The organism is Desulfomonile tiedjei DSM 6799 (assembly GCF_000266945.1).
GTDB lineage: Bacteria > Desulfobacterota > Desulfomonilia > Desulfomonilales > Desulfomonilaceae > Desulfomonile > Desulfomonile tiedjei.
Genome location: NC_018025.1, coordinates 1,766,138 through 1,780,352, shown reverse-complemented (window position 1 = coordinate 1,780,352; position 14,215 = coordinate 1,766,138). Strand labels below are relative to the sequence as shown.

Here is a 14,215-nt window from a genome sequence, read left to right as displayed (position 1 = left end):
TCCCGATCAGGCGAGCGTATCACACCGATTCGGTTTTTTTCATAATCTGGAAGGCTGGAGTATCCTTCGCTCCGGACGACGCAAAGCCGTCTAATCACTCCGCTCAGGACACTCCAGCCTTCGCTATTTTGTGTGCGTAACTGCAAAATGTATGAAACATCATGCACTACGTGGCGCAGGCAGGCTGAACAAGAAGGTCGATCCTTTCCCTAATTCGGACTCCACCCAAACGGTTCCGCCATGGCTTTCCACAATTTTTTTCACGATGGCAAGTCCTGTTCCTGTTCCAGGATATTCGTCGGCACTGAAAAGCCGCTGAAAAATGACGAAGATTCTTTCAAAATACTGCGGATCGATCCCGATGCCGTTATCTTGAACGGCAAACACGTATTCCGATCCCTGACGGAGAGCAGAGACATGGATCTTCGAGCGTTCTTCACATTGAAATTTTATCGCGTTTGATAAAAGGTTTTGAAAAACCTGAGTCAAAAGGACCGGATCGGCCTTTACATCAGGCAACGGTGTATAGGTAATTCTTGCGCCGCTCTCCCGGATGACTGTGTCCAAGTTCTCAATGGCAGTCGTGAGACTCGATTCTGAACTGATTACAACATCTTCTCTCTCGCTGCTCCGTATTTTTGTGTAATCCAGAAGTGAGTCGATCAGACGAACCAGTCGATGTGCACCTTCGACGGCATGTATCATCAGCATTTTTCCATCTTCACTGACTCGGTCTCGATCGTGTTTCTCAATCATCTGCAGACACGTGATAATATTTCGGAGCGGCTCTTTAAGATCGTGATACGATACGTACGTGAATTGCTCCAATTCTTGGTTGACCATTTCAAGCCTGCTAAGAGTTTCCTGCAGATTTTGCTCCGCTTTTTTCCGATCGGTGATATCGACAATGTTTCCCATGATCGCGGGCTCTGAATTATGCTCGATAGAGGAGACGTATACCTGCACCCATCTCACGTTTCCGGCTTTATCGTATACTCGAATCTCGGCCGGTTCGAGTTCTGCTCCTTGAAATAAAGAGTTTTTCTGCGCCATTGCCCATTCACGATCTTCTTCGACGAGAAATTGCCGGGGTTCTCGTCCGAGCACTTCTTCCCGGCTATAACCGTAGGTAGAAGCCAGTCGATCGTTCACGTAAACGAGTCTTTCATTTTGAAAGATGAAAATACCGGTCAGAGAATTGTCTGTTAGCAGACGGTACTGCTTTTCTCTCTGCTCAAGGACCTTTGCCATGTTCTCATGTGCGGCCCTTAATCTGAGTGTGGTAAGTCCATAGCTGAGATCTTCACTCAAACTCATCAAGAGACTTATTTCTTCTGCATCGTACGCTTCTTCCCGATCGGAGTATATGGTCAAAATCCCGATGATTTTCTTGTGCACGAATAAAGGAAGGCACGCGACAGACTTACATTTCTGAAAGAAGGGTAAGTCGTTCCAACATTGAGTTCCGGGATCGGACTGTATGTCTGTTACGACACAGTACTCACCTGAGCGAATGGCCTGCGCTATAGGCCCCTGCCCGTCCGGCCTTGATGGATCCCAACTCACATGAACAGACTGCAGGTGCTCCGATTCGCTACCCGACCATGCCACCGGCCTTACTTCCTTTCCTTCAATATCAAGGGCAAAACCGATCCATGCCATGTGGTATCCACCGGTATTTACAATGACATCACAGATTCCTTCGAGCAAAGAGGATTCGCTTGAAGCTCGGACGAGGAGTTCGTTGCACGCATTCACCATCCGTAGCGCACGATTGAGCCTTTGCAGCCGCAGTTCCGTGATCTTGCGGTCAGTGACGTCCGAAGCGGCTCCGATCCATTTGTAAGCAGTCCCCTCTTCATCTCGTAAGGCATTGCCTCGTCCCCACCAATATCTGTAGGATCCGTCTTTGTGAACTACCCGATATTCCTCAGAATAAGGTGTTCCTGCTTCGATGCTATTCCGTACCCCATCACGGACACGGTCAATGTCATCAGGATGAATCTTGCTGATCCACTGAGTAATATTTTCGAACTCTTCATCCGAATATCCCAGAGGAGGCGCTCCCGTACCAAAAGTCCGGACCGAGTCAGTTTTGAGATTCCATTCGTACACAAAATCTGACGCAAATTGGGCTGCAAGGCGAAAACGTTCTTCACTTTCACTCAACTGGAATTCCGCTATCTTGCGATCTGTTATTTCTGTCATCATGGGCAAATAGTAAAGCGGATTTCCCATGTAATCACGAATTAAACGGACGGACGAGTCAACCCAGATCATCTTTCCGTCTTTTCGAAAATAGCGCTTGTCGGCAGAGTAGCTTTCAATAACTCCCCGCTCCAGTTGCTTTATGCGTTCCAGGTCGGGTTCCACTTCACCGGGATGTGCCACTCCGCACATGCCTAATTTCGCAAATTCTCGTTCCGAGTATTGTGTCATTTTGCACAATGCTTCATTCACCCTCAGAACCCTCAGATCCATGGAAACCAACGCAGCTCCAATGGGAGCTTTGTCAAAGGTGCGACGGAAAAGCTCCTCACTTTCACGCAACCTTATTTCGGCAAGCCTTCGTTCCGTGATATCCCGTGCGACTCCTGCCACGTATTTCAGTATCTTATCCGAGTCTCGAACGGGAAACGACCTGTCTTCAATCCATCGGATGGTCCCATCAGGTCTAATAATGCGATAATCGCAGCAAAAGCTGCCTTCAAGGAGCAACTCCTGTGTTGCTTCAAAAACCCTTGATCTGTCATCGGGATGGACGTTTTGGGGAAAATCGCCTCGCGAGGTATAGAGGCCTTCACGGCTTCTACCCCAGACTTTTTCATACGCCGGGCTCACGTACAGGACCTTTGCATCGTGAGGATCGACGATCCAAAAGACGTCATCGACCTTTTCAGCTATGAGACGGAATCGCTCTTCACTGTCTTCGAGGCTCTTCTGAATTGCTCTGCGTCCGGCAATTTCTAGCTTAAGTTGACGGTTTGTTCGTTCCAGTTCGGCCGTGCGTTCGATTACCCGCTGTTCCAATTCTTCATTGCTTCTGGTGAGACGCTCTTCCAATTCCTTTACGCGAGTAATGTCGTTTCCTATACAGACGATTTCCTTTATTTGACCCCTTTCATCGAATAGTGCGGTGTTGGTCCAGGAAACCCATGCCCGACTGCCGTCTTTCCTTATATTTTCATTTTCAACATGCTTGTACGATTGAGGATTTTTTAACACTTCATCCGGGAGTGAAGAAAGAACAAGGCCGAACCTGTCTTTCTCCGGAAGAAGGATTGCAACGTTCTTACCGAGAATCTCATGCTTTGCATATCCGAAAAAGTTCAGTCCAAAATTGTTGAGAAACATTATCGTTCCATCGACGTGCAAACGCAGGACTATGCTGTTCAGGCTTTGAACCGGCCGCTGGCCGGGCTCGTCGTTCCACTGCAAATCGGAAATCGTTTCCGCTGTTTCTGTTACATCTCTGAGGATGACAAGTACACAATCGGGATCGTGTTTAAGCCGAATCGGGCTGAGTGTGTACTCGTAAGACCTGACGCCCGCTGCGGTTGGCATAGTAAGTTCACCGCAACAAGTTCTGTTCGTGCGAAAGGTTTTTTCCAGATTCTTTTCAAAGAGTGGAAGCAAATTTTCGTGGAATTCTATCTCTCTCCAGTTTTTTCCAATTACTTCTTCTTCCTTCAGCCCTATTGTCTCGAGAGCAGATGGGCTCACATTGAAAAAAGTGCCATTCCTAGTCAGTACATACATATGATCCTGGGAAATTGCGGAAAGAAGGTCTTCCGATGGTTCGTTCATTTGTGTTTCTTGAATACAGGGTTGCTGCTGAGAGCCGAGCTTGTTCGTTATAATTTCGTTTTCCCGCCTCTGTCGCTCAATCTCGGTTGTATATTCAAATTTCACCGCATCTTGCTCATTTTGCATACAATTCACCTTCGGACGAGATTGTGATATTCAGAAAGCAACAACCCCTTTTAGGAGAACTCCACAGACTAGACCGCTCGTAATGAATTTTGAGTCATTATAGCGGAAAGTAAGAGAGTTGTATTTACTAAATTGCAGTACAAAGCAAAAACTTCCCGACAAAGAAAGCTGCTCTTTTTTTTCGCCCTTATTACAGGCAGTTTCGTGCCATCATCATTTTCCGTCCGTTAGCTCGTGTGGATGATGTGACTTTCCGGATGCCAGGGCTCATGCTTCGCTTGATTCGAGCAGGTCAACTGTGTGAAACTGCTGGTTGTAAGTATATCGAATGGGAACCGTTGCAGCATGGTGCGAGTCTTTACGTATTTCTTCTTCGGGTGCGGTTTTTTGATTCTGTTGCTCCCGATCAAAAGCCCTTTCAATCTTTTCGACGAAGGTTCCGCAGTCTTCAATGCTCTCAGGATCATGCAGGGGGATACACCGTACAAAGATTTTTGGACGACGTATCCTCCCGGACAATTCTATGTTCTACGCGCGGTATTTCATGTTTTCGGTTCATACGTGCTTGCTGCAAGACTGTACGATACGGTTGTTCGTTTATGTCTTGTTGTGCTTATCTATGCCATAACGAAGCGTCTCGCAACGCGCTGGCTGAGCTTTCTCGCTACTTCCGTTTCGGTCGTATTACTCAGCTCCGTAGGTCATTACGGGTACGCGGTTTTCCCTGCCATGGCATTGTGTTTGTGTGCGCTTCTTGTGAGCATGGTTTCGTTGGAAAAGAAGAGACCTTCCTCTTTCGTTCTCGCGGGTGTTTTGCTGGGAATTGCCTCTCTCTTCAGATGGGACATTGCTTTTTATGGATTGGCAAGCATTGGTTCAAGTATCATCCTGGTAAATTCTCTCATTCGGAATCCGGACGAAAGAATGTGGCCTGCGAGGTTGCAGCCTGCCACGCTCGTGACAGCCGGATTCGGAGCAACATTTCTCCTGGGATATTCCTGCATTGCCGTTCAATGCGGATTTCACGATCTCTTCGACCAGACGGTGGTATTTCCTGCCACTAAAATTCCTGCAATCAGACGTCTTCCCATCCCTGGATTGATGCAGATCTATGATGTCATAACGCCGATTTCTTTTTCGACATTGACGAGCACAGGCGCTTACAATTGGCTGAAATTCTACTTACCCCTCATGACTTATGTCACGGCTCTTCTTTGCTACGGCCGTGCTTTGCTGGTAAATTCTCCTTTCCCTGGAAAAACTGAATTATTCGGTGGAATGGCTTCCAGTCTGTTCGGTCTGTTACTCTTCAATCAAGCGTATAGCAGGTTCGATTATATTCATGTGCTGCCTACATCAATTCTCATGTGGGTGGCGGCCGCTCATATCTTTCAAATGTGCACGAAGAATGTGGGAAGACTTTCCAGAGCGGTTTCCTCTGTCATGCCAGTCATACTGGCAGTCCCTTACCTTTATTTCCAAGCACCTGAAATCGCATCGACAAGTAAGAACTTTTCTCTCATGCACTGCCATTCTCGCCTGGAAAGAGCCGCAGGTGTTTTCACTGATAGAGATCAGCAGGACGCGATAGAGTACCTACACTCCCATAGTTCACAGTCAGAGCCCATATTTGTAGGCAATCTCCGACACGACATGTTGTTCATCAATGATATCGGGTTCTATTTTCTCGCAAATCGTACATGTGCAACAAGATATCATGAACTCTGCCCGGGTCTTGCAGATTCACTGCCTGTGCAGAAAGAAATAATAGAAGCACTTTCCCGTCACAATGTGCAATGGATTGTCCTGGTGGATATAAAGCAGTCCACAGAACCCAATGCAAGCTCCGTCAGCACCGGAATCACCATTCTGGATGAATTTATACGGGAGAATTATAGGTCTGTAGCCCAATTCGGTATTTATCATATCCTGAAGAAAGCAGCCTCATCAGAATGAATCCCTGAGCCTTCGACCCCAGACATCGTAACCCGGGGACTTTCATGGGAAGATGTTTTCAAAGCAGTAATATGGGAAACACTTCTTACAAGAAGGGTTTCCCATATCTTCTCTCTTTGAATGCAAATTCTTGTGCTTGCTTATATAGCAGTTGCCAGAATTAGTGACCGATTGAAGATTAGGAATATTGGTGGGTGCCGTGCCTCCGTGCCGGCACATCTTCAATATGATCAATGATATCGATGGAATGGACCGGCAGCGACGCCGGTCCCTACCAATATTCTGTAATTCACACGAGGGATAAACGACAGAAGTTTTGGCACTGACTATAAAATTTACCAGTTTCCAGATGATGCAGAATTTATCCTTTCCTCATCCGGGGGCTACAATCATAGCCGATATCGCCCGGCAAGAACACGTAAGAAACACCGGGTCAGCTTTGCTACAGAAGAACTTACGGCTTATCGATTACGAGAGGACTCACTTTCCAGACACGCTGTTTTATGTCATCCAGGACAGTATAAACAACAGGAATAAATATAAGCGTGAAAAGTGTCGCAACCGATAGCCCTCCTATTACCGCCATCGCAAGACCGTTGTAAATTTCTGCACCTGCTCCGCTCTTCAGAGCCAGAGGCAACATTCCAAGAACCATTGCAATAGCCGTCATGAATATGGGACGCATTCTTCTTATGCTCGCCAGGACCAAGGCTTCATCCCGCCCGACTCCCTGCTCATCCATCAGTTGAACTGCATAGGTAATAAGAATAATAGCATTTTTTACCACTAAGCCTACCATCATTATGTAACCTAAGATAGTAAACGAATCAAAAGGCGTGCCTGTTAACTTCACGATAAAATTCGCTCCGATGATAGAAAGCGGTAGGCTCAGCAGAATCGACAGAGGTCGAATAAATGATTGAAATTGCATGACGAGCAACAGGTAAACCACCACTACCGAAAGTGGAAAAACGAATTTTATCGCTTCGTTGAGCTTACGTAATTCATTCACCGCCCCAAACGGGACATACGTATAACCAACCGGAAAAGCCACGGTTGAGTTGATTTTGGATACGACTTCATCGAATACTTCGCCAAGTGACCTGTCCTGGATGGTTAACTGCACCCGAGCATTGCGCCTCGAATTGTAATGATTTATCTGCAACGGTCCGAATGTCGTGGTCACTGTTGCAACACTGGTAAGAGGAATCTGGATGTTGGAATCCTGAGGAGAAGTCAGGATAATGCGACCGATATCCGACACTGTCGTGATATCGGTCTCCTGTCCCATCACGCGAATGTAGAAGTAACGACCGTCCACATCGAATTGGGTGTCGGTCCGTTGACCGCCAACAGCACTCTCTACAGCATCCGCTATGTCTTTCACATCAAATCCGTAATGAACTGCCCGCTCATCGTCCACTCTCACTTCCACCTGGGGTTTTCGTAAGTACAGGTCCGTGTATCTGAAGACCACACCCCGTGTATTTCTTCCGATTTCCAGAATCTGCTGCACGATCTCATTGATTACCTCGTAGCTTTTTCCTCGTATGCGGACGTCCACAACATTCGATCTTGAATACATGTTTCCAAAAAGAGGAAATCTGACGGGATCGATGGCTTTCAGCGGCAGATCCTTGGAAGAAGCGTAGGCTTCCCGGGCAATTTGGTTTATGGAGACCCCGCTGTCTTCTTCTCGTTCGCAAACCAGATAAATCTGATTACGAGGCATGTTCCGGTTCGGAATACTTACAACATGATGCACTCCTTTGATATCCTTCCACCGGTTCTCCAGGATGTTCATAAGCCTACTTTTTTCCTGCAGGCTTGTTCCCTCATATGTTTCCACCTTTATTCGTAATAAATGGGTCCCTCCGGTGGGCAAATATCCCATACGAGGCAACAACCAATAGGATATCAAAAGTATAATTAATACTCCGAGAATGAGACCTGTCTTCCTTATCCAGGAATTGAGGAAAAATCTCAGTGTACGTATGAGCGCTTCGGATACATTATTCCCCACGCGATCCAGCTCGTACAACGGTGACATCAATTTCTTCAGGAATCCCGACGGTTCCTTTTCTTCGGTCATCCAGCGGGAGGCGAGCATGGGGACGACGGTAAACGCATCGAAAAGAGATAAGAATATTGCGCAGGATATGATGAAAGCAACCGGTCCGAATAGCGTACCAACTTCGCCCGTGAGCATGAGGACCGGTACGAAAACAGCCGCCGTGGTAAGAGTTGACATGAGGACAGCGGTTCCCACCTCACGGGTCCCGTCCACACATGCAGAGACAATATCCTTCTTTTCCTCGTACCGATGGCGGTAAATGTTTTCGAGGACAACGATAGCGTCGTCGACGATCATTCCCACGGACAATGCAAGCCCGGCAAGTGAGAGAACATTTATGGAATACCCGAGCAGGTACATGCCTATGAACGTGCCGACTATAGAGACTGGGATTGATGTGGCAACAATGAAGATACTGCGCCAATGCTTCAAGAACACGAACAATACGAGTAAGACAAGAATTATGGCCTCGAGCAGGCTGGATCTCACGATACGAACGGCGTCCCGAATATACGTGCTTTGATTGTAAAGCGCCTGAAAATTTGCCCCCAAAGGTCCGTATTCCTGCTGCATGAGACGGATTTCTTCGTTCACCTCATCGATTGTCGAGATTATGTCCGCCCCGACCTGGTTAAAAACATTGAAGACGATTCCATCTTGGCCGTTTATACGGCAATAGGATTCCGGCCTTTCGTATTTGTCTTCTACACGCGCGACATCCGAAAGGTGGAGAATCGGCTCTCCCGGTTTTGAGATGCGAACTTTACGGAATGCTTCCGCAGTAAGCAGCTCTCCCACAGTTCTCACTGTCCATTCTCTGTCCCCTTCGTTGAAATAGCTGCCGCTCTGATTGAGATTTGTCCGATCTATGAATCGCTTTATCTCCTCTACAGTGAGTCGCCGTGCTTTCAGACGCTCTGCATCGAAGGTCACGCGCATTTCACGAGTACGGTTCCCATCGAATTGGCAATCGCCCACCCCTGGAATTCTCTTTATCCGTGGTGCTATTTCCTTGTCCGCCCAGGTAGACATGGTCACCAGATCAGCACTTCCGGTCAGGGCGAACTGGTAAACGGGCAGACTCACTCGATCGCTTGCTTTGAAAATTTGCGGTGTTTCGACCGCTCTGGGCAGATCCCGTACTCGATCCAAATTGCGCTGAAGCTCTGAAGCCGCGATGTCAAGGTTCGTCCCCGGCTTGAAGAAGATCATTATCAGGGATTCACCGTGACGGGAGAAGCTCTGGGTGTAAACCATGTTGGTGACGCCGGAGATGCTTTCTTCGAACCTGGTGGTGACTTCTCCTTCCACCTCTTCGGGAGCTGCTCCGGAAAATCGGGTGGTAACCACCAGCACCGGCTGCTCGGTATCGGGCTTGAGTTCAACAATTAGGAAAGTGACACACACATATCCGAATACCAGGACCAGAAGGACTCTGACGATAACTGTAATTGGTAGTCGTACGGAAGATTCCGCTATATTCACTGGGGTGGTACCTCTCAAAAACGAATGTAGCTTTTTGGCAAAGCAACGGCTGTGCCAAGAGACTGCTTTTTCAACTGGCAGATTTTTGTAGAGAAATACGCTTTGATCAGCTTTTTTTCAAGAGATGCGGATTGATTGGGATGTCAAAATTCTTAACGTACTGTAACGCTTTGCCTCATTCTTGGCTGTAGATCACTGGTTCAGAGGCGGCTTTGCGTCGTCAGGAGCGAAGGATATCTCCAGCCTCCCAGATTATGAGAAGAAAAGCGAATCAGTATAAAAGCTTGGGGTTCAAAAACAGAGTCAACCTACTGCATTTCGGAACGAGGCGTCTTTTGGTAGAGATTAACCCAGTGATTGTGCTCTTTCAGATTATTTGAAAACTGATGGCTTCCGTCGTTTTTCGCAACAAAATATAGATAATCTACATCTGCGGGGTTTATGGCAGCAAGGAGGGATTCTTTCCCGGGGTTCGCAATGGGGCCGGGAGGTAAGCCAGTGTTTTGATACGTATTGTAAGGATGTTTACGGTTGAGATCTTCTTTTGTTATTTTGGATCCCATACGCTTTATTCCATAAATCACGGTAGGATCCGATTGCAGCTTCATGTTTTGCCTGAGACGATTGTGAAACACTGCAGATACCAGCGCATGCTCCGATGCCCGAGCCTCTTTTTCGATTAATGAGGCAAGAGTGAGCACCTGAGCGACCGACCAGCCGTTTTCTTCTGCAATCGGCCGGACGTTTTTGTCGTAAACACTGAAGAATCGTTGAACCATACGGCGCACGATCAGTTTTCCGTCTCCTTTTTCCGACGGCCTCAAAAAGTACGTGTCAGGGAATAAATACCCCTCCAGATTCGAGCCTTCTACTCCGAGTTCTTTTAGGAATGCCTCGTCTTGACAGAGTGCTATAAACTCTTCTTTGGATATGATTTCCGACTGCTGCATGAGATCGGCAATCTGGTACATGTCATATCCTTCTGGAACAGTGATCGAGAACATGAGCGTCTTTCCCGATATCAATTGATCCAGGACATCGCCGGCATCGCTTCCAGTCTTGAGAGCATACTCTCCTGCTTTGATCTTCCGCTGCTCTCCCCGAATCATTGCCACAAGTTTGAAAACCAACCGGCTTGAAATTACACCATTCTCCTGCAGTATGCTGCCCACCTGGGACAGGGAAGCTCCTTTGGGAATCGACACAATGACTTCCTGACCAGGAACTGCAGGAGCACGACCAGACGAAGAAATCAAATCGTGCAGCAAGATCGGAAGTTTCGAATACGCTGTATAAGCTCCAATGCCGAGCGCGACGAGTAATACGATGGCGAATACTGTCTTGAGAATGGAAAAGAACGACAATCTTATACTCCGGTTGAGCCTTTGAATGTTTGACTGTCAAGAAACCCCTGAAGAATCAAAACAGCGGCAAGCTTGTCCACTACTTTTCTTCTTTTTGCGCGGCTTATATCAGCTTCCAGAAGGACACGTTCCGCTGCAAATGTCGTCAGCCGCTCGTCCCATTCATGAATCGGCACGTTTATCCTTTTTCGAAGACGCTCGATAAAGTCCCGGACGTTGCGAACCTGGGGCCCTTCAGTCCCATTCATATTGTAGGGTATACCGATGACGATTTCCGTAACGTTGCGAGACTCGGCTATTCCTTGGATGCGATCCGCCGCGGATTCCGGATCGGTGTAAGTTACGGTCTCGACGCCCTGAGCTGTGTAGCCCAGTTCATCGCTCAGGGCTACGCCGATGCGTTTCGAACCTATGTCCAAACCAAGAATGCGCAAGAGTCCACCTGAAGAAGAATCCTAAACGTGTCGGGAATAGAATCGAATCCCGTGCTCATTTGGTGCGACCAAATTTATAGTACTTGGGTAGAAATTGCAAACGAGTGAATACTTGGAGGTTAGCGGTATCCGGGAATCCGGATTTACGCGATCCTGCAATGCTGCATAGGATCGATCACGATTCCGGCGCCGGATCGGTCAAGCTTGCCACAGATTTTGCCAATTCTGCTATGAAACGGACGTCTTCTTCGTCGGCGTATGCCACGCATTTAGCATTACTGATAGACAATTTCTGATCTATCAGATGTTGTGGAAGCCTTGATATCCGAGGAGATTTCGACAGATGCCCTGGCAACCGATCCAACACTGTGTTGGATATCAACACGATATTTTCTTCGCCCGGAACAATGTCAATTTTGTGGCGAACTCCAGGATCGAGTGCAGAAGCTTCTTCCAAAGAACTCTTCACCTGAGGCGTAAGCGATCCGAGACGAGACATCAACTCCCCGACCGAGAGAATCCCATCCAATGCCTGGCGTCTCTGGACCTCCGTCCCCATGAGCAAAGCCTCTTCAAAGCTTTCCAAAGCCTCAACCAGATGCTTGCGGGATAAATGCGATCGCGCTTCAATCAGCATGCTACGAGCCTCGGTCTCATCCAGCGCCTCAGGATCGAAGACTTTTTCGTAGAATTCTACTGCTGAGGCAAGATCTCCCTGTTCCAGAGATTCTCGTCCCTTCGCAACCAAAGAGAATTCCGGAGCGCTCGAGTGGATTTCTATCATTGGTATACTCATGGTATTCCGGGTGCTGTTTATTCTTCGCCAAAAAAAGATGTATTAAAACATCTTGGCTCATTTTTGTGAAGTTATCCTTAACATATTTGAAGCCTCTTTTCAACTTGTTTCTCGTTTTATCCAGTCAATTTCCGTATAATCTGAAAGGGACCACCCGATACTTTGAAAGTGATAAGACCGCAATGGATCTGTTGTATCTAAAATGATTTCATGATTATGATACGATCTGAGGGATTGCGGCGCGGCGCGCCGATTGTTGTTCGAGAGAGATCATGCTGATAGTTCGGATTTGAGGGATGACGATCAAGGGTATTCTCAAATATGTTCCGGTTTTGTCCATTGTGCTCGTGGCGGCGATTATGCTTGTAATCGTGGTGCTGTTCACGCTGCGTAACATCAATGCACAAAACGAACGCATGGAAGAACTCACGAGTCGCCAGGGAGTCTCCGTCATACGAACTCTGGAAGCGGGAACCCGTACGGGGTTCATGGAAGGCGATTGGGGCATAGAACATCTCCAGATGCTCATCGAGCAGGCGGCAAAAGATCCTGATGTGGAATGGGTCGGACTCATCAGTGGCGAAGGTATAATCATCGCTCACAGCGAGCCCGCGAAAATCGGGTTGCGATTACTCATGGGGCAGGAAATGAATACGGTTCGAACGGTTATTCGAACCGGGGAACCCTTATCCTTCAAGAGAGATCTTCCGGGCGGCCGGACCATATTCGAGATATGGAAACCGTTTACGCCTTTCCCCGATCAGATTGCCCAGACAGAGAGTCTCGCCCGACATACTCGCATTGGTAAGGAACTCTTGGACGTATTCGACCGAGAGAAAAAGCAGGTGCTTTTTCTCGCCCTCAAAATGGACCGCTTTCAACAGATGCGTCAGCAGGACATACTTTTTGCCATCTTTATGGCGGCAGTGCTTTTTATCATAGGTTCTGCAGGTGTTTATTTCATCTTTGTCGTCCAGAACGCCTACCTCGTACGAAGGACCCTGGATGAAATGCGGACCTATACCCGGAACGTGGTCGAGAGTATGGCCAACGGCCTGATCACGGTGGATCGCTCTTTGCGGGTTGCCACATTTAACCCGACGGCTCTGGAAATACTCAGGAAACCCAAAGAAGAAGTGGACGGTAAGCCGATTGCCGATCTTTTGCCTCTGGAGGATGAAGCCAAACAGGTTCTTGCGGATTCAGACCTGATCCTTGAAAAAGAGATAAAGATATCCACGGAAGGCAAGTCCAAGAGTTTCTTGAATATCTCGGTTTCCGCATTGAAAGAACCCGATTCGAGAATCAGCCGCGGAGCGGTTATCATTGTCCGGGATTTAACGGTAATTCGCGAATTGGAACAGAAAGTTCTGGTTAGCGAAAAATTCGCGGCTCTCGGGAGACTTTCCGCCGGCGTGGCCCATGAAATCAGAAACCCTCTGAATTCGATCAGAGGTTTCATACAATATTTCCAGAAGAAGCTCCCGCTCGATGAGGAAGATTACAAGTATACGGACCTCATGCTTACCGAAGTGGATCGGCTCAATCGAGTAATCTCCAAGTTGCTGGCCTATTCCAAGCCGCGAGAGCCGCGCTTGAATGTCCGTTCAGTCGACGAGATTTTGGATCATTGCATCCGGGTACTGGAAAGGGAGACTCAGGCTGCGGGCATTGAACTGATACGAAAACCGAGTCCGGATAACCTTTCCCTGGTTCTGATGGACACGGATCAGATGACTCAGGTCTTCTTGAACATATTGCTGAACGGTCTCGAAGCCACTCCGCGGGGAGGCCGCATAATCGTATCCAGTGATACGGACGATCAAGGCAGGGTACAGATAATCTTCGAAGATACGGGTGAAGGAATTCCCCGGGAGAATCTGGATAAGTTGTTCGACCCCTTCTTTTCTACAAAGAAAAAGGGTACAGGACTCGGGCTGGCAATCGTCAAAGGAATTATCGAAGGACATGGCGGGGAAATAGAAGTAGAATCCGAGCCGGGGAAAGGAACTCGGTTCATTGTGCTGCTGAATGCCTATAAGACCGTGGAAGAAGAAGTCGAACAGATAACTGCAGATACCGGCATAACTGTTGCTGCGTCTCAGAACTGATGCTCGCTCGCAAACCCTATTTCATTCATATGTGATAAAATATCAGCCTCGGTCAGGCCGGG

7 protein-coding genes are annotated in these 14,215 nt (G+C 47.8%); 2 read left to right on the top strand and 5 right to left on the bottom strand.

The genetic code is table 11. The features are described 5' to 3' along the window. Window positions 1-159 precede the first annotated feature (159 nt). The gene (locus DESTI_RS28565; RefSeq protein ID WP_169316374.1) at window positions 160-3,807 is read right to left on the bottom strand and encodes a PAS domain S-box protein; all 3,648 of its coding nucleotides are present in this window, start codon (window positions 3,805-3,807) and stop codon (window positions 160-162) included. A gap of 426 nt (window positions 3,808-4,233) precedes the next feature. Here DESTI_RS28565 and DESTI_RS07505 point away from each other — a divergent pair, with 426 nt between their 5' ends. Further along, a complete protein-coding gene (locus DESTI_RS07505; RefSeq protein WP_014809361.1) occupies window positions 4,234-5,889 on the top strand; it encodes a glycosyltransferase family 39 protein in 1,656 nt (551 codons plus the stop codon). A gap of 454 nt (window positions 5,890-6,343) precedes the next feature. Here DESTI_RS07505 and DESTI_RS07500 read toward each other — a convergent pair whose 3' ends face one another. The 4 genes from DESTI_RS07500 to DESTI_RS07485 form a co-directional block, all read right to left on the bottom strand. Beyond that, the gene (locus tag DESTI_RS07500; protein WP_014809360.1) at window positions 6,344-9,448 is read right to left on the bottom strand and encodes an efflux RND transporter permease subunit; all 3,105 of its coding nucleotides are present in this window, start codon (window positions 9,446-9,448) and stop codon (window positions 6,344-6,346) included. A 308-nt stretch (window positions 9,449-9,756) separates the two neighbouring features. Beyond that, window positions 9,757-10,812, bottom strand: a complete 1,056-nt coding sequence (gene mltG / locus DESTI_RS07495; RefSeq protein WP_014809359.1) for an endolytic transglycosylase MltG — start codon at window positions 10,810-10,812, stop codon at window positions 9,757-9,759. A gap of 2 nt (window positions 10,813-10,814) precedes the next feature. After that, window positions 10,815-11,246 (bottom strand): Holliday junction resolvase RuvX, encoded by a 432-nt coding sequence (gene ruvX / locus DESTI_RS07490; RefSeq protein ID WP_014809358.1) that lies wholly within the window; start codon window positions 11,244-11,246, stop codon window positions 10,815-10,817. A 175-nt stretch (window positions 11,247-11,421) separates the two neighbouring features. Next, window positions 11,422-12,030, bottom strand: a complete 609-nt coding sequence (locus DESTI_RS07485; RefSeq protein ID WP_041286039.1) for a tetratricopeptide repeat protein — start codon at window positions 12,028-12,030, stop codon at window positions 11,422-11,424. Between the two features lie 308 nt (window positions 12,031-12,338). On the opposite strand from DESTI_RS07485, the gene DESTI_RS07480 reads away from it, so the two are divergent. Then, complete coding sequence (locus DESTI_RS07480; RefSeq protein ID WP_014809356.1) at window positions 12,339-14,153, top strand: ATP-binding protein; 1,815 nt, start codon at window positions 12,339-12,341, stop codon at window positions 14,151-14,153. Window positions 14,154-14,215: the final 62 nt, after the last annotated feature.

Bases quoted from the DNA above. Each gene is read 5' to 3' on its own strand.
- DESTI_RS28565 (WP_169316374.1), bottom strand. From the start codon at position 3,807: ATGAACGAACCATCGGAAGACCTTCTTTCCGCAATTTCCCAGGATCAT.
- DESTI_RS07480 (WP_014809356.1), top strand. From the start codon at position 12,339: ATGACGATCAAGGGTATTCTCAAATATGTTCCGGTTTTGTCCATTGTG.
- DESTI_RS07485 (WP_041286039.1), bottom strand. From the start codon at position 12,030: ATGATAGAAATCCACTCGAGCGCTCCGGAATTCTCTTTGGTTGCGAAG.